The sequence below is a fragment of the Sediminibacter sp. Hel_I_10 genome, from assembly GCF_000688335.1.
Lineage (GTDB): Bacteria > Bacteroidota > Bacteroidia > Flavobacteriales > Flavobacteriaceae > Psychroserpens.
Genome location: NZ_JHZX01000001.1, coordinates 739,847 through 758,656, shown reverse-complemented (window position 1 = coordinate 758,656; position 18,810 = coordinate 739,847). Strand labels below are relative to the sequence as shown.

The following is an 18,810-nucleotide window of genomic DNA, read 5'->3' as shown; positions in this document are numbered from 1 at the left end:
AACTATTTTTGAGTAAGATGAAGTCAAATTGATTCACTCTTTGCCTCTTCACAAAACTAAGAAATAAAACACATTAATTTATAAATATCATAGCTTTTGAATGAACTAATACTAGAGCTCGAAGAAATTACTCCTAAGGAGTTTTTTGGGGCGCAGAATGCCAACATAGAACTTCTTAAAAAATATTTTCCAAAACTAAAAATTGTAGCCAGGGGCAACAAGATCAAAGCTTATGGTGATGAAGATTTACTTGGGGAATTTGATCTCAGGATGAACATGCTTATGGCGCATTTTGGCAAGTATAACAAACTCGACGAGAATAGTATTGAACGCATCTTGACTAGCGTAAGCAGCGAAGATTATAAGACTACCGATGTTAGTGGTGAAGCTTTAGTTCATGGTGTTGGAGGAAAAATAATCAAAGCGCAAACGGTTAACCAACGCCGATTGGTAGAAAGTATGCGCAACAATGATATGGTCTTTGCCATAGGTCCTGCCGGTACTGGGAAAACCTATACTGGGGTTGCACTTGCTGTAAGAGCACTTAAGAATAAAGAGGTCAAGCGTATCATTTTAACACGTCCTGCAGTAGAGGCTGGAGAGAATCTAGGGTTTTTGCCTGGTGATCTTAAGGAAAAATTAGATCCATACATGCAGCCATTGTATGATGCCTTACGCGATATGATTCCCGCAGAACGATTGGCGAGTTTTATAGAAAATGGAACCATTCAAATTGCGCCTTTAGCATTTATGCGTGGTCGAACCTTAGATAATGCTTTTGTTATTCTTGATGAGGGACAAAATACGACGCACGCCCAAATGAAAATGTTCTTGACGCGTATGGGTAAAAATGCCAAATTCTTACTTACAGGAGATCCTGGACAAGTAGATTTGCCACGCCGTACAATTTCTGGTTTAAAGGAAGCCTTATTGGTACTTCAAAATGTGGAAGGCATCGGGATGATCTATCTAGATGATAAAGATGTTATTCGTCACAAACTTGTTAAAAAGGTGATTGAGGCGTATAAGAGCATTGAGAACAGAGACTAAGAACATCTTATAACTTTTAAATTGAAACATTCGTGATTAAGCATAATAACACCATAACTGATACCAACTTTACATTCCCTAATCAAAAATCTGTTTATAAAGGAAAAGTTAGGGAAGTCTATAATATAAACGACGAACAATTGATCATGATCGCTACAGATCGTTTGAGTGCCTTTGATGTGGTCATGCCTAAAGGCATTCCGTTTAAAGGGCAAATACTCAACCAGATTGCCACTAGCATGATGAAAGCTACTGAAGATTTGGTGCCAAATTGGTTGACTGCTACTCCAGATCCAAATGTTGCTGCGGGTCATTTATGCGAACCTTTTAAAGTGGAAATGGTTATTAGGGGGTATTTGTCAGGTCATGCTGCTAGAGAATATAAAGCAGGTAAACGTGAACTTTGTGGTGTAGAAATGCCTAATGGTTTGAAAGAGAATGATTCGTTTCCAGAGCCCATTATTACACCAGCTACCAAAGCAGAAATGGGGGATCATGATGAGGATATTTCTCGAGAGGATATTATTAAAAGAGGCATTGTTTCCGAAGAAGATTATCTCATTCTAGAAGATTACACGAGAAAACTTTTTCAAAGAGGGAGTGAGATTGCTGATATGCGTGGATTGATTTTAGTGGATACGAAATATGAATTCGGAAAAACGAAAGCTGGTAAAATCGTTCTCATTGATGAAATCCATACACCAGATTCCTCTAGATATTTCTACAAAGATGGATATCAAGATCGTCAAGATTTAGATGAGCCTCAAAAGCAACTTTCTAAAGAGTTTGTGAGACAGTGGCTTATTTCTAATAATTTTCAGGGTTTAGAAGGACAAGCTGTACCCGAAATGAGCGATGACTATATTCAAACAGTAAGCGAACGTTACATTGAGCTTTATGAAAAGATCATGGGTGAAGACTTTGTAAAAGCAGATGTTTCTAATATTCAAGAGCGAATAGAAGCTAATGTTTTAGAGTATCTAAAATAAAGATATTAATCAATCTTTATGGATCACAAAAATAGCGGGTCGCTTATGTAAATCGACTTTGGTGTGTTTCCACTCTTTGACAGTTTGGGTTTTGATATACTCTGTAGGTAACGTAATATCGCAAGCCACGCAAACCCTAGTTTGGTCATGTAATGACTTACAGATATCCTCAAGAATTTTGTCGTTCCTGTAAGGCGTCTCTATGAAAAGTTGCGTTTGATTTTGTTCAAAAGATAGACGCTCGAAACGTTTTAAAGTGGCCTTTCTTTCGGACTTGTCAATAGGGATGTAACCATTAAAGGCAAAACTTTGGCCGTTCATTCCAGAGCTCATGAGGGCTAATAAAATTGATGATGGTCCAACTAAGGGAATGACCCTAACATTATATTCGTGAGCAAGTTTTACGATGTCTGCCCCAGGATCGGCTATGCCAGGGCAGCCAGCCTCCGAAAGTAATCCCATATCTTTTCCTGCTTTACATGCATCAAGAAAATGATTGAGCTCATTTACTTCAGTATACTTATTAAGTACCAATAAGTTTAAAGAGGATTGCGATTTTTGCGGACTTATACGCTTAATAAAACGTCTTGCCGTCTTTTCATTTTCTACAATGTAGTCATTAACCAGTTCGATGGTTTTTTTTACAGATAAGGGTAATACTTCTAATGGAGGATTGTCTCCCAATCGCGTTGGGATTAGGTATAATTTGCCGAATTCTGAATTCATAAATGTAGAAAAGTCTAGTTGATGATGAGTTTTTTAATAAGCCTGTTACCTTCGGTGTCTTCTATCTCAGCGAGGTAAAATCCGCTCTTCAGTTGCGTTGTGGAAATTGTTTTCTTGTCACTTATAACCTCGGAAACTGACATTGCCAATTTTCCTTGAAGGTCATAAATTGAAATAGATGCCAGGCTCAAGTTGCCGTTTTGATTATCAAATGTCACTGTAGCATTTGATGGATTGGGATATATTTTAAGTGTTGAAAAGGATTGATCATTTAAGCTCAAATTGGTTTCAACAATTTTAAAAATGTTACCGTCATTCACCCCTGCGATATACAATTGTCCATTAATGTCTTCTCCAAATGCCGATGGTCCGGAGATAGAAAGGTTGCTGAAAAAAGTAGTTTCAAAAGTATCAGTTATTAGTTCTTGAACAAATCCAATCTCATTGGTGCAGAAATCGGCAAAGAAATAGGAGCCTTGAAGGTTAGGGAATGCTGTACCTCGATACACATAACCACCCGTAATAGAGCATCTACCATTAGAATGGATGTATTCAGCAACTGGCGGTGTTTGCGTAATGATGTCGCATCCATTTTCTGTGGAGAACACTGAAGTCCCTTCAAAGCATTTCCAACCGTAATTTTCTCCGCCAGCGGTAGATGTGACTCTATTGATCTCTTCGATTTGATTTTGGCCTACATCGGCAATCCAAAGGTTTCCGTTGGCACTGTCAAAAGAAAATTTAAATGGGTTTCGAAGTCCGTAGGCCCAGATTTCTTCTAAAGCGTTGCTGTTTCCAACAAAAGGATTATCGGCTGGTATGGCGTAGTTATTACCATTACTGGTATTATCCACATCAATTCTAAGCATTTTGCCCAAATAAGTGGTTAAGGTTTGCGCTCTGTTTCCAGGATCTCCACCAGACCCGCCGTCTCCAAGGGAAATGTAAAGGTAACCATCTGCTCCAAAGTGTAAATCGCCACCATTATGATTTGAAAAAGGCTGTGAAATACTTAAAAGAACGAGTTCAGAATTTACGTCTGCAATATCATCTGTATTTCTTGTGAATCTTGAGATGACCGTGTCTCCAGCATTGTCAATGTAATTTACGTAGAAGAAACCATTGTTGGTATAGTCTGGATGAAAGGCCATGGCCAATAGACCTCGTTCTCCTCCAGCATTGCTAACACTGGCGTCAATATCTAAAAAAGGCGCGGTGTTAATGGTACCATCGGTATTGATTATTTGAATAAGTCCCCCTTGCTCAACAACAAACAGTCGGTCATCTCCAGCATGTTTAATGTTAACGGGACTTGATAGGCCAGTAGCAAATTCCTCTAAACCAATATTTTGGGCATAGCCAAAGCAAGCAGTAACTAATAATAAGAGTGAAGTTATTGTTTTCATTTTGATAACATTTGGATAACAAATTACGAAAAAGCAAGAACTTCTAAGGGTAAAAAATAGGGATTAAGAATTTTGAAGCTGATCAGCTAAGATTTGGCAAGGCTTTTCTAAGAGTTGATAGACCTGTTCAAAATCTGAAATATCGCCATGATACGGATCTGGAACGATGCTGGTTGTAGATGATGTATCTAAATCTAGAATGCGTTTCACCTTTGCTTTATCTTCGGGATTTCTGGCCAGTTTTATAATGTTATCGTAATTGGACTGGTCCATGGCGAAAATATGATCAAACGTATCAAAATCAGAGGTTTTAAATTGTCTAACTACTTGATTTGAAATGTCAATGCCGTGTTTTTTTGCAACCGAAATGGAGCGTTGGTCTGGTGACTCACCTACATGATAATTACCTGTACCAGCGGAATCTACATAAAATGAATTAGGATCTAATTTGGATGCTAAGATGCCATGTGCCAAAGGTGATCGACAAATGTTGCCTAAGCATACCATCAAAATTGAGGTCATGTAAAATGAGTTTAAACAGATAGTTTTTTAGACAAATCTTCCACGTACTTTCTAAATTGCTTATCAGTAGAAGACAAGTTATCTACAGTTTTGCAGGCATGTAATACAGTGGCATGATCACGCTTTCCTATTTGAGAACCAATACTTGCCAAAGAGGCTTTAGTATATTTTTTCGCAAAGAACATGGCCAGTTGTCTCGCCTGAACAATGTGTCTCTTTCTTGTTTTAGATTGTAGTGTGCTTACATCCATTTGGAAATAATCTGAAACCACTTTTTGTATGTAGTCTATAGAAACTTCCCGTTTGGTGTTTTTGACAAATTTCTCAACAATATCCTTAGCCAAGCTAACTGTAATCTCTTTTTTGTTAAAAGAGGATTGTGCAATTAAGCTAATGATGGCGCCTTCTAATTCCCTTACATTCGTTTTAATATGTTTTGCAACATACTCTACAATGTCATCGGCCATTTCTACACCGTCACGGTATAGTTTATTTTTCAATATAGACACTCGTGTTTCAAAATCTGGGCTTTGCAATTCTGCAGAGAGTCCCCATTTAAATCTTGATAGTAAGCGTTGTTCTATATCCTGCATATCAACAGGGGCTTTGTCACTTGTTAAAATGACTTGCTTTCCGTTTTGATGCAAATGGTTGAAAATATGAAAGAATACATCTTGAGTTCCAGACTTACCAGATAAAAACTGAACGTCATCAATGATAAGAACATCAATAATTTGATAGAAATGGATAAAGTCATTTCTATTATTCTTTTTAACAGAATCAATATACTGTTGGGTAAACTTTTCCGCAGAAATATAGAGTACCGTTTTTTCTGGATATTTATCTTTGATATCAACACCTATAGCATGCGCTAAGTGTGTTTTACCTAAGCCAACACCACCAAAAATCAACAAGGGATTAAAAGAGGTGCCTCCAGGTTTGTTAGCGACAGCTAATCCAGCATTTCTGGCCAATCTGTTAGAATCGCCCTCAAGGAAATTCTCGAAACTGTAATTAGGGTTGAGTTGGGATTCAATTTTTACATTGCGAATACCAGGAATCACAAATGGATTCTTGAGCTCAGGATTTTTATTATTTAAAGGAACATCAACATCTTGAGATTTTAATGCACTTCTATTTGAACTAGGGATTTTCTCTGTAAAAGGTTGCTTGTTGCCATAAGTGTTTTCCATCTTGATGACGTACACTAATTTTGCAGTTTCACCTAACTCTTTAGTTAAGGACACCTTTAAAATTTTAACGTAGTGCTCTTCTAGCCATTCGTAGAAAAATTTGCTCGGCACTTGGATGCTAAGAGCATTATCGGTGAGCTTAACTGCAACTATGGGTTCGAACCATGTTTTGTATGCTTGGGGTTGTATGTTATCCTTTATAAATGACAGACAATTATTCCAAACCGATTGCGCAGTTACCTCCATTGTTTAACTTAAATTTTGATGTATTGAATTTGTTAGTTGGCAAAAAAAAGAGAAATCTGAGTTTCTCTTGTGTCACTTTCACATGGCAAATATGTGAACAAATTTCTTAATAAAAAAATTGAAAAATATTGAATTTGCCGAAAATTTTCCCCATGTTTAAAACTTGTTGAATTTACAAAAAAAATGACAAACAAGATGTCAAATCTCACGAAACACGATGAAATACAATTTAGGGTAAGATACGGAGAAACTGACCAAATGGGCATTGTGTATCACGGTAATTACGCGCAATATTTTGAAATGGGCCGAACGGAGTGGCTTCGTAAATCAGGATGCTCTTACAAACAAATGGAAGCTGAAGGAATCATGCTTCCTGTAGTTTCGTTATCTATAAATTACAAAAAATCAGCGCGTTATGACGACTTGATTAAAGTAAAAACCGAGGTGGTCAAAAAACCCACGGCAAAAATTGAATTTCACTACGAAATCACGAATGAAGAAGGTGAAATTTTAACAACTGGAAATTCTATTTTGGTTTTTTTAGACGTCGCTAAGAATCGGCCTACAAGATGTCCGGATTATATTTTAGACAAACTACAGTTTTAATCGTTTAAATTTTTGATGGTCACTTCATAAATACGATCAAAAGCTTCAAAAGCAGAATTTGCTTCTTTTTGTCTTACCGAAAAAATGAGATTGCAACTCAATTCAAATTTTTGTTCAATCACTTTCAGGTTTTTTTCTTTGACCACCCGCATCACATTATTCATGTTTTTATAATCAAAAGAAACCTTATAAATGATATTAATGGTGCGTTTAACAATTTTAGAATTTTCTAAGGCTAATTGAGCCGTCGTTTTATAAGCATTGATCAAACCACTAACGCCTAATTTTGTGCCGCCAAAATAGCGCACAACAACTATAAGTATGTTGGTGACGTCAAAGGACTGCAGTTGCCCATAAATTGGCATGCCGGCACTGTTGTTGGGTTCGCCATCATCATTAGCTCTATATATCAAATCATCCTCAGATTTTCCAATTTGGTAGGCATAGCAAAAATGTCCCGCTTGGTGGTGTTGCTTTTTTAAATCTTCGAGATGTGATTTTGTGCCTTCCTCAGATTTTACAGGAAAGGCATAGCCAAAAAATTTTGAGTTTTTGTCTTTAAATAACACTTCGCTCGACGCTTTTGCGATGGTTCTATAAGTATCCTTCATCTATGCGAAAGTAACCAAAGCTATTGAAACAATAGCTAATGCAATACCTATCCAGTTGGTTTTTGAGATGTATTCCTTAAACACAAAAAGCCCCAAAAGGGTTGTTAGCATTACTATAGCCACATTATTTACGGTAAAAATTGTCGAGCTCTCAAGAGTGTCATGGTCCAACGCTTTAAGAATGTAGTAGATTGATAGATAGTTGACAATACCCAGGAAACTTCCACCAACAATCACTTTTGAAAGTGAAGTAAGGTTATTTTGAGGGTGACTTTCTTTTTCTTCGGAAATGGGAGCTGTCTTTGAGAATCTGTTATAGCAGATAACACTAATGCCAATAATAAGGGCAATGAAAAATATAGTGGCTGAAAAAATCGGGATTCCGTTATCAGGAAGGTAAGTGGTCTCAATGTATTTAATGGAGGTGTCAATGATGCCCGATCCAAAAAACAAAATGATTGGAAGAGCTAGGCCTTTAGCGAGGTTTTCTGCTGTTTTAGAGCGTACTGAGGTCAGGTAAACAGCAACCAGTGCTAAGACGATCCCTAAAATTTTTTGAAGCCCAACACCTTCGTTATAAGCGTAAACCCCAAATATTACAGGGATAATAACACTCATTTTTGAGGCGACTGAGGCCACTGAGAGCCCGTTTTTTTGAGCAGTTAGTGCCATCACATTAAAAATGGCAATAAATAGAAAGCCTAAAACCACGGCGCCCCAAAACCAATTAGAACCTATAATTTCCTTTATGCTGATTGTGCCCTCATAACGAATCAATCCACAAATACAGGCCACCGAGTAGTTGATTACAATAGCATGAAGCGTATTGATACGGTACGTGTCAAAAAGTTTAAAAATGATAAAGATCAGCGTTGATGCTGCAATACTTAAGAGAAGATATATCAAAAGAGTTTGGATTTTAAGTCAAACAATTGCGTAATATCTTGTGTGGTTTCATCTAAATTCCAAACATGGATTCCCAAAGCAGCCGCGGCATCAGTATTTGCTTTAGTGTCATCAATAAAGAGACAGTGTTCTGCTTTAGTCTGATGCTGCTTTAATACATATTGATAAATATCGGCGTTTGGTTTTCTTAATTCTATTTCGTGGGATAGATAAAAGCCGTCAAATTGAGATTTGAACTCTTCGTAAAAAGGAACCTGTTCTTTTATGTGATCAATGTGTAATGCGTTGGTATTGCTTAACAAAATAAGTTCATAGGTTTTGTCTTGAGCCAAGGTTTTCAAAAATTCTAATCGTTCTTTGGGGAATTCTAACAAGATACTGTTCCAGGTATCCCTAATTTCTGTTTGTGATACTTCAGGAAAATTGTCGGTGTAGAACTGTAAAAATTCTTCAGTAGACAGTAAACCCTGTTCGTAAAGTGTGTTTACAGAAATAGCAGCTTCCGGCAATGCGTCGGCACCGATCATGTCAAGCAGTTTTTTCGTAGCACCCGCTTTATCTAGGTTTATAAATATAGCTCCAAAGTCAAATATAAGCGTTTTAATCATTGTTGTAAATACTTAGGTTGTCTGTTAAAATATTGGCTTCGGAAATGAGACGGCCTGAAAATTTAGGAGCTAAAATACCATCATTGAAAGTATTGGAGCCTGTAAAAACTCGGGCTTCGTCCCACAGGTTTTCGTCTATAAAGGTTTGAAGGGTTTTAGAGCCGCCTTCTATGATTACTGAATTGATGTGATGTTGGTAAAGCGTATCGCAAATCTGCTGCGCGATATGGTTGTGGTCTTGCCAATCAATCGACTCCAAAATGGTATTTTCTAAAAATGAATCATTGCTTTTTGTAACGTTTTCTTTCGAGCTTATAACAATGACTTTCTCAATGCCTCTATACACTGCTGCGTCTTTGGGTAATTTTAGGGAGTGGTCTAAAACTATTTTTAAAGGCTGCTTGCCCGTCCAATCCCTAACTGTTAAACTGGGATCATCATCTAAAACAGTATTTGTACCCACTAATATCGCTTGTTCCTCAGCGCGCCATTTATGCACTAATTGTCTAGAATACCTATTGGTGATCCAAACAGGTTCTTGTTTTTCCTTTTGGTCAGGTGCGATATAGCCGTTCTTGGTCTCTGCCCATTTTAAAATAATATAAGGTCTTTTCTTATTATGAAAGGTAAAAAAACGCTTGTGATGGGCTTTACATTCCGCTTCCAAAACACCAACCATAACCTCGCACCCTGCGGCTTCGAGTTTAGCGATGCCTTTTTTGGCTACCAAAGGATTGTCATCTACACAGCCAATAACGACTTTGGGGATTTGCTTCTCAATAATAAGGTTGCTACAAGGTGGGGTTTTTCCGTAATGAGAACAAGGCTCCAAGGTGACGTATAATGTTGCCGATTTTAAGACAGACAGATCCTTTATTTTGGAGATGGCATTTACCTCGGCGTGATTGCCCCCAAAGGCGCTGGTATACCCTTCACTAATAATTTGATTTTTGTATACAATCACACAGCCTACCATTGGGTTTGGTGCCGTTGCGCCCAGCCCGTTTTTGGCAATTTCTATGCAGCGTTTTATGTATTTTTCGTGTATCTTCATGCCCTGAAAAACTAATGCAAAAATAGCATAATTTAGTGAGTGAAAACGAGATAATCATTAGGGAAATTGAAGCGGGTGACAACGCCAAATTAGAGGCCGTTATTAAATCCTGCTTTCCAGAATTTCAAATTCCGTTAAAAGGTACTGCCTATGAAGATTCTGAAACTCCAATCATGTATGAGTCTTACCGAGGCGATCGAGAAGTCTACTTTGTGGTGGCAAAAGGGGATGAGATTTTTGGCGGTGCTGGTATAAAAGCCTTGAAGGATTTTAAAGGCAATGTGTGCGAGTTACAAAAAATGTATTTTGCTCCCGAAGTGAGAGGTCTGGGTCTGGGGAAAAAGTTGATTTCAAAATGTCTTGAAGCAGCCAAAACTTTTGGTTTTGATAGCTGTTACTTAGAAACGGCACCACAATTAAAAGCGGCCATTCATATTTATGAGATGTTTGGTTTTAAACATAGAACAGCACCACTAGGAGACACGGGCCATTATAGCTGTGGTGTTTGGATGACTAAAGAGTTATGATTGACTTAGATTTTAAAACGACCTCCATTTGCAACTAAAACAACTTTTAAATACCTACCATGCGCAACTGGATGCCATTTTTGGGAAGGAAGAGGTAGATTCCTTTTTCAATATTGCAATAGGTCATTATTTGGATATGGCCCGTATAGCATTGGTTTTAGAGCCCGATCTCAGAATTACTGAGGAAGACGCTAAGCCATTATTAAAGGTATTATCTGATTTAAATTCCCAGAAACCCATACAATATAGTATTGGGGTTACTGAGTTTTTCGGACTTCCATTTCAAGTGAATTCCCATACACTTATCCCCAGACCAGAAACCGAAGAATTGGTCGCTCTTGCTCTAGAAGATTTAAAGACAATATCTTCAGTTCTTGATGCGCCCATCCAAATTTTGGATATAGGTACAGGTTCAGGTTGTATTGCGATAGCTATTGCCAAACATTTTGAGAATGCGAAGGTTTCTGCAGTTGATATTTCCGAAGAGGCACTAAAAGTGGCGGGGCAAAATGCTTTAGTCAATGACGTTAATGTTGATTTTAGTAAGCTTGATATTTTGAGTTTTAAAGAAGGAGGAGCGCTTAAATTCGATGGTTTTGACCTGATCATATCCAATCCGCCCTATGTGAGAGAGCAGGAAAAATCACAGATGCAGGCTAATGTGCTTGACAATGAACCGCACTTGGCCTTATTTGTAAAAGATGAAAGTCCGTTAGTGTTTTATCAGACTATTTGTGAATTTGCACAAAACTATCTAAAACCAGGAGGAAGGCTTTATTTTGAAATTAACGAGTATTTGGGTAAGGAGATGGTACAGCTTTTAAATGATCATAATTTTACTGAGATTGAATTGAATACAGATATTTTTGGAAAAGATAGGATGATCAAAGGGGTTCTTTAAAAACTGGTTTGAAGTCGTCATATTTCCGAATAAAAATTTATAATAAGATGAATACCAAGGCAATTATTGAGTCTCTTAGAACAGAATTACGAGAGCACAACTATAATTATTATGTGTTAGATCAGCCAAGTATAGATGATTTTGAGTTTGATATGAAGTTGAAGCAACTGCAGGACTTAGAAGAAAAACATCCTGAGTTTTACGATGCCAACTCGCCAACCTTACGCGTTGGTGGTGAGATTACTAAGAATTTTGACACCATCGCGCACCGCTACCGTATGTATTCATTAGACAATTCTTACTCTAAAGAAGATCTTTTAGATTGGGAAAAACGTATTGAAAAAGTTATTGACGGCGCGGTTGAATTTGTTTGCGAGCTCAAATATGATGGTGCTTCTATTAGCTTAACTTACGAAAATGGCAACTTATTAAGGGCAGTAACACGTGGAGACGGGTCTCAGGGCGATGATGTTACGGCAAACATCAAGACCATTAGATCTGTGCCGTTACAGTTGCAAGGTGATTTTCCCAAGAGTTTTGATATTAGGGGCGAGATTGTTTTACCTTATGAAGGGTTTCGTAAAATGAATGAGGAGCGATTGGCCGCTGGAGAAGAGCTGTATCGTAACCCTAGAAATACGGCGTCTGGAAGTTTGAAACTTCAGGATAGTGCCGAAGTTGCTAAGCGACCTTTAGAATGTTTACTTTATAATATCACCGGCGATAGACTGGGGTTTGAGACGCAGTTTGAAAGCCTTGAGAAAGCAAGACGAATGGGCTTTAAAGTCCCGGAAGCTTCAAAGTTGGCTAAATCTGTTGATGAGGTTTTAGCTTTTGTAGATTATTGGGATGAGCATCGACATGATCTACCATACGAAACGGATGGGGTTGTGATTAAGGTGAACAATTTACAGCAGCAAGAAGAATTGGGGTATACCTCAAAAGCACCACGCTGGGCCATGGCCTATAAGTTTAAGGCAGAGCAGGTGTCTACAAGATTAAACGAAATTACCTATCAAGTTGGGCGAACAGGAGCCATAACACCTGTAGCTAATTTAGAACCTGTTGAGTTGGCAGGAACTACCGTAAAGCGCGCATCACTGCATAATGCCGACCAGATTGAAAAATTGGATATTAGGGAAGGTGATGAGGTGTTTGTTGAAAAAGGAGGAGAGATTATTCCTAAGATCATTTCTGTGGACTTGTCAAAACGCCCAGAAGACTCAGAGCCTACCCAGTACATTACGCATTGTCCCGAATGCGGATCAAAATTGGTGAGACAAGAGGGCGATGCTAAGCATTACTGTATGAATTATAATGGCTGTAAGCCTCAAATCATAGGCCGTATCCAGCATTTTATTTCCCGTAAAGCGATGGATATTGAAGGTTTGGGAGGAGAGACAGTGGCGCTTCTGGTTAATGAAGGATTGATTTCCAATTATTCTGATTTATATGATTTAAAAAAAGAGGATGTGTTGCCTTTGGAACGGATGGCTGAAAAAAGTGCCGAAAACTTGATTAAAGGTATTGAGTCTTCAAAGGAGATTCCGTTTGAACGCGTCCTGTTTGCAATAGGTATTCGTTTTGTCGGGGAGACTGTAGCAAAAAAACTGGCAAAACATTATAAAACTATAGATGCTTTAGCAGCAGCTTCGGTAGAAGAATTGATCTCAGTAGATGAAATTGGAGAACGCATTGCGCAAAGCGTGGTCGACTTTTTTGAATCTACAGAGAATCGAGTTTATATTGAGAAGTTAAAAAAACACGGACTACAATTAGAAATCTCTGCTGAAAAATTAGCCAACCAGACCAATAGGTTAGATGGTGGTACCTTTGTTATTTCTGGGGTATTTGAGACACTTTCAAGAACGGAGCTTAAGAAATTAATTGAGGATAATGGGGGCAAAGTATCAAGTTCTATATCTTCTAAAACAAATTATTTGGTTGCAGGGGCAAACATGGGGCCGAGTAAGAGGGCGAAGGCTGAGACCCTCAATGTGCCTATTATTTCAGAACAGGATGTGTTGGATATTTTAAAGTAGAATCCTACAAAATGGTAGTTTTAAACGATTAAAAGCATAAAAGTTCGATTAATTGCATTTTATATGTATATTTGACTGCTATTAAATTTTACAAGTTATGAAATTGACGAAGATTTTAGGAGCTAGCCTCATTGGGATGAGCGTTATGTTTTTAGCTTTTCAAACTGCAGATCACGAAAAGTGGGCTGCAGGTATAAGGGCTTTGGCTATGGTTTTGCTCACCACATTATATTTGATAGGTAATAGACAAAAAAGTATTTTGTTTTCTTCCTTTTTGGTGGTTTTTACAATAGCGGATATTTTTAATTTTATATCCTTCAATGAGGGAACGTCCTTAAGTGATGCGCAGTATAAAGTGTTTTATTTTTTTATTAATATCCTTTATATTTTTGCTTATAGCCTACTAATTCTTCGAATCTTTTCGACTCTTAATGTAAAGGCGGTATTCAAAAAATTTCCATTACAAATTTTTCTTTTAATTGTTCTCGGTATATTCTGTGTGCATTATGTTTCAGTTACCGTAAAGGGTGCAGACTTGTTGAGCGGAAGTGAATATGCTTTAGAAATGGCGTATAACGCTATTATCGTATTCTTAATGTGTTTGGCTCTAATCAATTATATGTATAGGGACGATCAAAAAGCCATTCACATTCTTATTGGCTCTATTTTTATTGTGTTTTCAGAAGTATTACAATTGGCCTATTTTTATGTGGCTCCTTTTAATATTGTAAACGTGATGTGTTCCGTGTTTTTTGTCTTGGCATTTTTATTCTTGTACATGCAGTCACGTTTAAAACATCAAATTCCAATACAATATACTTACGATCGCTAATTTAGTGTCATTAAAAGCGACTGAGATGATGCTATTGCATTGTTTCAATGCAGTTAAGCGAGCCTTCAGATGAAAAAAACATCACTATTTAGATGTAGACTGTTTAAATTCAATGGACAAAAAGGTATTAGTATTTCACAAGCATTTTGGACGCCAATAACCTCTAAGTAATTATACGGTAATAGATACGCCTTCTGCAGATTTGTTTTTATTAGCGTCAAAGTAGAAATCGATCTTGCCTAAATTAATTCCGTAGCAACCTACTTGATTTACCAACACGTTTTTTCCGTCTTTATTTTTTACAACGGTAGGTTTCTTAAGAAATGTATGTGTATGCCCACCAATTATAAGATCAATATTGGTGCTGTTTTCAGCAATTTTTAGATCACTCGGTTTTTCAGCACGGCTGTATTCGTAGCCTAAATGTGATAAGCATATGATAAGATCACATTTTTCATCTTCCTTAAGGATGCGGGACATCTCTTGAGTGGTTTCTAAAGGATCTAAATATTTAGTTTCCTTATACATGCGCTTATCCACTAAGCCATCAAGCTCAATTCCTAATCCAAAAACACCAATCTTAATCCCGTCTTTGGTAAATGTACGATAAGGTTCAACATGGGTATCCATCACTGTATTTGAGAAATCGTAATTGGCAGAGACAAAATCAAATTTGGCGTGAGGGAGTTGAGCGTAAAGTCCGTCAATACTGTTATCAAAATCATGATTTCCAATAGTTGCGAGATCATATTTAAGCATACTCATAAGCTTAAATTCCAGCTCACCACCATAATAATTAAAATAAGGGGTGCCTTGAAAAATATCCCCAGCATCTAATAAAAGTGTATGTGGATTATCTTTTCTAATGGCATCTAACAATGTAGCGCGTCTGGCAACTCCTCCTTGGTTTGGATTTCTACCGTCATCTGGACCAAAAGGATCAATATGGCTGTGCACGTCGTTGGTATGGAGTATGGTTATCTTTTTTGTTGATGACGCAAAAGATGTGAGTCCTGCACCGCCCAATGCAATTAATGCAGAAGCTGCAGAGGTTCTTTGAATAAATGCTCTTCTCTTCATAATTAGTTAAGCTGAATAAAACGGTTGTCTATCTTCGGTTTAAGCGTGTCTATCTTTGTAAAATAATCGATAAGAACATTCCTTATTTTATAATCTAAAACATAAAGACTGTCATTGGTTTTAAAAAAGTCCATATGGTCGCCACCATTGTATAAATAATCATTGGTCGCCACAAAATAGGTTTTCTCTAAATCAAGTGGAGCACCATTGATACTTGAAGATTTTACATGGTCATCAGCATCTAATGTGATTTGAAGCCCCGAGATTGGGTGTGCTCGCTTCGATTTTGATAAATAATCAATGAGTTCTTTTACTTGCGGACCTTTCAGTTGTACCACCACGACCTCATTATCAAAGGGCATGACTTCATAAGCAGTTCTTGCCGTTATATTTCCTTGAGAAATAATGGAGCGGATTCCACCGTGATTTAAAAGCACGATGTCTATATTTTTTCCTGTTCTACTATTAAAAACGGGGTTGGATTCTTCATAAACAGCATCTGCCATCATGTTACCTATAGCGGTATTATAATCCCCATCAGATTTTGAATAGGTGTCTACAGCATAAGCTAAAACACTGTCAAGATTTTTTTTGACATTTTCCCTATACGGTTTAATAAAATCATCAATATTTTGATCAATGGCAATCGTATCAGAGATATTGATTTGCTTGCCTTCAATTCTATTGAGGTAAGATTTTTGTTGGCACGCCATTAAGGTGAGCATGCCCAAGCCAAGGATCAAGTATTTATTCATGTTTTATTGTGAATCTTAGAGCGTGTCTTGAAATGAGTTTTTACTACATTTGTGCAAACGTCAAAGGTAAATGTTTTTTAAGCGATTTAAGGAAAAATCGAATCAAAAGTATATCAACAAATTGTTAAGCGAGCGCTCTGGCTCAGTAAAACAAGGTGATATTCAAACAGTTGGTGTGCTTCTCAATACAGATGAATATTATGATGTAGAAGCCATTCATACTTTTTTTAAAAGTCTTGATATTCAGCAAGCTAGAACACGTATTGTAGCCTTTGTGGCCGATGAAAAAGCATCACGTGAATTGTGGGGAGCCTACTACAGCCCAAAACATATTGGGTGGAACGGGAAAATAAACCATCCAGAACTGCAGCTGTTTGTAGATACCAATTATGATATGCTGTTATGTTTTTATAGGGAGCCACATTTGGAGTTAGATGTTATTGCAGCCCAATCTAAGGCCGAATTTAAAGTGGGAATTTCACCTAGGGATTTACGGTTTTTTGATTTAACCATTGATGTTGAAACCAATCAATTCAAGCTTTTTACGAGCGAGTTGACTAAATATTTAAACGTACTAAACAAATTATAATGACTAAGTTCAACGGCACCGGTATTGCTATTATTACACCATTTAAAGACGATCAAACAGTTGACCATGAGGCGTTAGCCAATTTGGTGGATTTCAATATTAAAAACGGTACCAATTATATTGTGATCAGTGGGACCACAGGCGAAAGCGTAACCATTACAAAGCAAGAAAAAATAGAAATCACTAAAACAATTGTAAAGGCTACAGATAAGCGTGTCCCTTTGGTATTGGGAATTGGAGGTAATAATACAGCTGCAGTCATCGAGGAGATCAATAGTACCGATTTGTCTGAGATCGATGCTATTCTATCAGTCTCACCTTATTATAGTAAACCCACACAAGAAGGTATTTATCAACATTTCAAGGCAATTTCTGCAGTTTGTCCTGTAGATATTATCTTATACAATGTACCAGGGAGAACGGCTTCAAACATGACGCCAGAAACCACTATAAGATTAGCAAACGATTTTAAAAACATCATTGCCGTAAAAGAAGCAGGAAATAATGTTGCTCAATATTTAAAATTACTTAGAGATAAACCTCAAGATTTTCTAATTATATCAGGAGATGATGATCTGGTTTTGGGGATTGTTTTAGCCGGAGGCGCTGGTGTGATCTCTGTTATCGGTCAGGCTTTACCAAAGCAGTTCTCAAAAATGATTCGATTGGGTCTTGAAGGAAAAGCGAAAGAAGCTTACAACATCCATTTTGATCTTATGGATATGACCTCCTTAATTTTTTCTGAAAACAATCCTGCGGGGATCAAGGCAGTTTTAACGGCATTAGGTTTAGCGAAACCAACTGTGAGATTGCCATTGGTTGAGGCTAGCGCTGAACTTCAGGAAAAAATCAAAACAGCACTTCAAAAATTAGATTCTTAATTTTAGCGTTAAATATAACTTAAATAGGATTTTAGGCTAATCACAACCCTTATTTTCGTCCCTAACTTTTGTTTTTTTAATACGTTATTAATACGTACTTTTGCAACCTGTTTTTTAATATGAAGAATTTTTTTTATGTAATGACGGCTGTTTTGGTATTGTCCTCTTGTAGTGAATACCAAAAAGCATTGAAGTCTGAGGATGTAGCCACCAAGTTTAAGTTCGGTACAGAACTTTATGATGCTGGTAAGTATAATAAAGCCAACCGATTGTTTGAGCAGATTGTGCCTAAATTCCGGGGTAAGCCACAGGCCGAAAAGTTGATGTTTATGCATGCCAATGCATTTTATCAAATGAAAGATTATTATATTTCTGGATATCAATTTGAGAATTTTGAGCGCTCATATCCACAGAGTGAAAAGGTAGAAGAAGCATCGTTTTTATCTGCAAAGAGTTATTATCAGCTCTCTCCAGTATATTCTAAAGAACAAAAAGAAACCATTGAGGCTCTTGAGAAGTTACAATTGTTTGTCAATAAATATCCAAACTCTCAGTATTTGGCAGAAGCTAATATCCTTATTAAGGAGTTGGATTATAAATTAGAGAAAAAGGCATTTGAAATTGCAAAACAGTATAACAAGATTGCCTATTTTGAATCCTCAGATTATGAAGCGGCTATTAAGGCGTTTGATAATTTTTTAATAGAATACCCTGGAACTAGTTTTAGGGAAGATGCTATGTTTTACCGATTAGATTCGGCTTACAGATTGGGCATCAATAGTGTAGATCGAAGAAAAGAGGAGCGATTAAATATTGCAAAGGGATACTATGATTCCTTTAAGAAATTTTATCCAAGCTCTCAATTTATGCCTGAGGCAGATAGAATGAATGCTGAAATGACCAGCGCGTTACAACAATTTGATACAAAAAGCTAATATACGATACCAATGACAGATTTAAAAAAAACCACGGCTCCAGTTAGTTCTGTAACTTATGACAGAAACATTATCGACGCCCCAACCGATAATATCTATGAAGCTATTTCTGTGATTTCAAAACGCGCAGAACAAATCAACACAGATATTAGACGTGAGTTAGTTGACAAGCTTGAAGAATTTGCAACTTATAACGATAGTCTTGAGGAGATTTTTGAAAACAAAGAGCAAATTGAGGTATCTAAATTTTACGAAAAATTACCAAAACCTCACGCATTGGCTGTACAAGAGTGGTTAGATGATAAAATCTACTACAGAAATACAGACGACGATATCCAGGAATAAGATACC

The 18,810-nt window shown here is 37.2% G+C and carries 21 protein-coding genes; 11 read left to right on the top strand and 10 right to left on the bottom strand.

Annotation, left to right across the window (positions count from 1 at the left end; all coding sequences use genetic code 11):
- Positions 1–96 precede the first annotated feature (96 nt).
- Together P176_RS0103360 and P176_RS0103355 are read left to right on the top strand one after the other, a co-directional pair.
- On the top strand, positions 97–1,050 hold the full coding sequence (locus tag P176_RS0103360; RefSeq protein ID WP_026753378.1) for a PhoH family protein: 954 nt from the start codon (positions 97–99) through the stop codon (positions 1,048–1,050).
- Between the two features lie 35 nt (positions 1,051–1,085).
- Positions 1,086–2,039, top strand: coding sequence for a phosphoribosylaminoimidazolesuccinocarboxamide synthase (locus P176_RS0103355; RefSeq protein ID WP_037349132.1), 954 nt, complete (start codon positions 1,086–1,088; stop codon positions 2,037–2,039).
- Between the two features lie 9 nt (positions 2,040–2,048).
- Here the strand turns inward: P176_RS0103355 and P176_RS0103350 are convergent, their stop codons facing one another.
- The 4 genes from P176_RS0103350 to dnaA form a co-directional block, all read right to left on the bottom strand.
- Positions 2,049–2,765, bottom strand: coding sequence for an SAM-dependent methyltransferase (locus tag P176_RS0103350; protein ID WP_026753376.1), 717 nt, complete (start codon positions 2,763–2,765; stop codon positions 2,049–2,051).
- A gap of 14 nt (positions 2,766–2,779) precedes the next feature.
- On the bottom strand, positions 2,780–4,171 hold the full coding sequence (locus P176_RS18890) for a PQQ-dependent sugar dehydrogenase (protein ID WP_037348693.1): 1,392 nt from the start codon (positions 4,169–4,171) through the stop codon (positions 2,780–2,782).
- Positions 4,172–4,234: 63 nt separating this feature from the next.
- The gene (locus tag P176_RS0103340) at positions 4,235–4,693 is read right to left on the bottom strand and encodes a low molecular weight protein-tyrosine-phosphatase (RefSeq protein ID WP_026753375.1); all 459 of its coding nucleotides are present in this window, start codon (positions 4,691–4,693) and stop codon (positions 4,235–4,237) included.
- An 11-nt stretch (positions 4,694–4,704) separates the two neighbouring features.
- Positions 4,705–6,132 carry a chromosomal replication initiator protein DnaA gene (gene dnaA, locus P176_RS0103335; protein ID WP_026753374.1) on the bottom strand — a complete coding sequence of 476 codons (1,428 nt, stop codon included), beginning with the start codon at positions 6,130–6,132 and terminating at the stop codon, positions 4,705–4,707.
- A gap of 195 nt (positions 6,133–6,327) precedes the next feature.
- Between dnaA and P176_RS0103330 the strand changes: the two genes are divergently transcribed.
- Positions 6,328–6,738 carry a thioesterase family protein gene (locus P176_RS0103330; RefSeq protein WP_037349131.1) on the top strand — a complete coding sequence of 137 codons (411 nt, stop codon included), beginning with the start codon at positions 6,328–6,330 and terminating at the stop codon, positions 6,736–6,738.
- Here the strand turns inward: P176_RS0103330 and P176_RS0103325 are convergent.
- From P176_RS0103325 to ribD, 4 genes are read right to left on the bottom strand one after another with little or no spacing between them, the layout of a single operon-like run.
- Positions 6,735–7,349, bottom strand: coding sequence for a YigZ family protein (locus tag P176_RS0103325; RefSeq protein WP_026753372.1), 615 nt, complete (start codon positions 7,347–7,349; stop codon positions 6,735–6,737). The genes P176_RS0103330 and P176_RS0103325 overlap by 4 nt on opposite strands.
- Complete coding sequence (locus tag P176_RS0103320; RefSeq protein WP_026753371.1) at positions 7,350–8,255, bottom strand: membrane protein; 906 nt, start codon at positions 8,253–8,255, stop codon at positions 7,350–7,352.
- On the bottom strand, positions 8,252–8,863 hold the full coding sequence (locus tag P176_RS0103315; protein ID WP_026753370.1) for an HAD family phosphatase: 612 nt from the start codon (positions 8,861–8,863) through the stop codon (positions 8,252–8,254). The genes P176_RS0103320 and P176_RS0103315 overlap by 4 nt, the downstream gene beginning before the upstream one ends.
- Positions 8,856–9,917 carry a bifunctional diaminohydroxyphosphoribosylaminopyrimidine deaminase/5-amino-6-(5-phosphoribosylamino)uracil reductase RibD gene (gene ribD, locus P176_RS0103310; protein ID WP_026753369.1) on the bottom strand — a complete coding sequence of 354 codons (1,062 nt, stop codon included), beginning with the start codon at positions 9,915–9,917 and terminating at the stop codon, positions 8,856–8,858. Before ribD ends, P176_RS0103315 begins: the two co-directional genes overlap by 8 nt.
- 35 nt (positions 9,918–9,952) lie before the next feature.
- Here ribD and P176_RS0103305 point away from each other — a divergent pair, with 35 nt between their 5' ends.
- The 4 genes from P176_RS0103305 (at position 9,953) to P176_RS0103290 (ending at position 14,219) form a co-directional block, all read left to right on the top strand.
- Positions 9,953–10,444, top strand: a complete 492-nt coding sequence (locus P176_RS0103305; RefSeq protein WP_026753368.1) for a GNAT family N-acetyltransferase — start codon at positions 9,953–9,955, stop codon at positions 10,442–10,444.
- 28 nt (positions 10,445–10,472) lie between these two features.
- Positions 10,473–11,345: a peptide chain release factor N(5)-glutamine methyltransferase gene (prmC, locus tag P176_RS0103300; RefSeq protein ID WP_026753367.1), complete on the top strand. Its 873-nt coding sequence runs from the start codon at positions 10,473–10,475 to the stop codon at positions 11,343–11,345.
- Between the two features lie 47 nt (positions 11,346–11,392).
- The gene (gene ligA, locus P176_RS0103295) at positions 11,393–13,387 is read left to right on the top strand and encodes an NAD-dependent DNA ligase LigA (RefSeq protein ID WP_026753366.1); all 1,995 of its coding nucleotides are present in this window, start codon (positions 11,393–11,395) and stop codon (positions 13,385–13,387) included.
- 97 nt (positions 13,388–13,484) lie between these two features.
- Positions 13,485–14,219 (top strand): hypothetical protein, encoded by a 735-nt coding sequence (locus tag P176_RS0103290; RefSeq protein ID WP_026753365.1) that lies wholly within the window; start codon positions 13,485–13,487, stop codon positions 14,217–14,219.
- 171 nt (positions 14,220–14,390) lie between these two features.
- On the opposite strand, the gene P176_RS0103285 is transcribed toward P176_RS0103290, so the two are convergent.
- Together P176_RS0103285 and P176_RS0103280 are read right to left on the bottom strand one after the other, a co-directional pair.
- Positions 14,391–15,299, bottom strand: a complete 909-nt coding sequence (locus P176_RS0103285; RefSeq protein ID WP_026753364.1) for a bifunctional UDP-sugar hydrolase/5'-nucleotidase — start codon at positions 15,297–15,299, stop codon at positions 14,391–14,393.
- A gap of 2 nt (positions 15,300–15,301) precedes the next feature.
- Entirely contained in the window at positions 15,302–16,054 is a 753-nt protein-coding gene (locus tag P176_RS0103280) for a 5'-nucleotidase C-terminal domain-containing protein (protein WP_026753363.1), read from the bottom strand.
- A gap of 70 nt (positions 16,055–16,124) precedes the next feature.
- On the opposite strand from P176_RS0103280, the gene P176_RS0103275 reads away from it, so the two are divergent.
- The 4 genes from P176_RS0103275 to P176_RS0103260 all read left to right on the top strand — a co-directional run bounded on the left by P176_RS0103275 (position 16,125) and on the right by P176_RS0103260 (position 18,804).
- The gene (locus P176_RS0103275; protein ID WP_026753362.1) at positions 16,125–16,643 is read left to right on the top strand and encodes a hypothetical protein; all 519 of its coding nucleotides are present in this window, start codon (positions 16,125–16,127) and stop codon (positions 16,641–16,643) included.
- Positions 16,643–17,524, top strand: a complete 882-nt coding sequence (gene dapA, locus P176_RS0103270) for a 4-hydroxy-tetrahydrodipicolinate synthase (RefSeq protein ID WP_026753361.1) — start codon at positions 16,643–16,645, stop codon at positions 17,522–17,524. The genes P176_RS0103275 and dapA overlap by 1 nt, the downstream gene beginning before the upstream one ends.
- A 119-nt stretch (positions 17,525–17,643) precedes the next feature.
- Positions 17,644–18,459, top strand: coding sequence for an outer membrane protein assembly factor BamD (locus P176_RS0103265; RefSeq protein WP_026753360.1), 816 nt, complete (start codon positions 17,644–17,646; stop codon positions 18,457–18,459).
- A gap of 12 nt (positions 18,460–18,471) precedes the next feature.
- Positions 18,472–18,804, top strand: coding sequence for a DNA-directed RNA polymerase subunit omega (locus tag P176_RS0103260; protein WP_026753359.1), 333 nt, complete (start codon positions 18,472–18,474; stop codon positions 18,802–18,804).
- Positions 18,805–18,810 lie beyond the last annotated feature (6 nt).

What these genes read in the sequence shown, in the direction of transcription:
- P176_RS0103340 (WP_026753375.1), bottom strand. Translation starts at nt 4,693, where the DNA reads ATGACCTCAATTTTGATGGTATGCTTAGGCAACATTTGTCGATCACCT.
- ribD (WP_026753369.1), bottom strand. Translation starts at nt 9,917, where the DNA reads ATGAAGATACACGAAAAATACATAAAACGCTGCATAGAAATTGCCAAA.
- P176_RS0103330 (WP_037349131.1), top strand. Translation starts at nt 6,328, where the DNA reads ATGTCAAATCTCACGAAACACGATGAAATACAATTTAGGGTAAGATAC.
- ligA (WP_026753366.1), top strand. Translation starts at nt 11,393, where the DNA reads ATGAATACCAAGGCAATTATTGAGTCTCTTAGAACAGAATTACGAGAG.
- P176_RS0103290 (WP_026753365.1), top strand. Translation starts at nt 13,485, where the DNA reads ATGAAATTGACGAAGATTTTAGGAGCTAGCCTCATTGGGATGAGCGTT.
- P176_RS0103325 (WP_026753372.1), bottom strand. Translation starts at nt 7,349, where the DNA reads ATGAAGGATACTTATAGAACCATCGCAAAAGCGTCGAGCGAAGTGTTA.
- P176_RS0103280 (WP_026753363.1), bottom strand. Translation starts at nt 16,054, where the DNA reads ATGAATAAATACTTGATCCTTGGCTTGGGCATGCTCACCTTAATGGCG.
- dnaA (WP_026753374.1), bottom strand. Translation starts at nt 6,132, where the DNA reads ATGGAGGTAACTGCGCAATCGGTTTGGAATAATTGTCTGTCATTTATA.
- P176_RS0103265 (WP_026753360.1), top strand. Translation starts at nt 17,644, where the DNA reads ATGAAGAATTTTTTTTATGTAATGACGGCTGTTTTGGTATTGTCCTCT.
- dapA (WP_026753361.1), top strand. Translation starts at nt 16,643, where the DNA reads ATGACTAAGTTCAACGGCACCGGTATTGCTATTATTACACCATTTAAA.
- P176_RS0103315 (WP_026753370.1), bottom strand. Translation starts at nt 8,863, where the DNA reads ATGATTAAAACGCTTATATTTGACTTTGGAGCTATATTTATAAACCTA.
- P176_RS0103260 (WP_026753359.1), top strand. Translation starts at nt 18,472, where the DNA reads ATGACAGATTTAAAAAAAACCACGGCTCCAGTTAGTTCTGTAACTTAT.
- P176_RS18890 (WP_037348693.1), bottom strand. Translation starts at nt 4,171, where the DNA reads ATGAAAACAATAACTTCACTCTTATTATTAGTTACTGCTTGCTTTGGC.
- P176_RS0103275 (WP_026753362.1), top strand. Translation starts at nt 16,125, where the DNA reads ATGTTTTTTAAGCGATTTAAGGAAAAATCGAATCAAAAGTATATCAAC.
- P176_RS0103285 (WP_026753364.1), bottom strand. Translation starts at nt 15,299, where the DNA reads ATGAAGAGAAGAGCATTTATTCAAAGAACCTCTGCAGCTTCTGCATTA.
- P176_RS0103350 (WP_026753376.1), bottom strand. Translation starts at nt 2,765, where the DNA reads ATGAATTCAGAATTCGGCAAATTATACCTAATCCCAACGCGATTGGGA.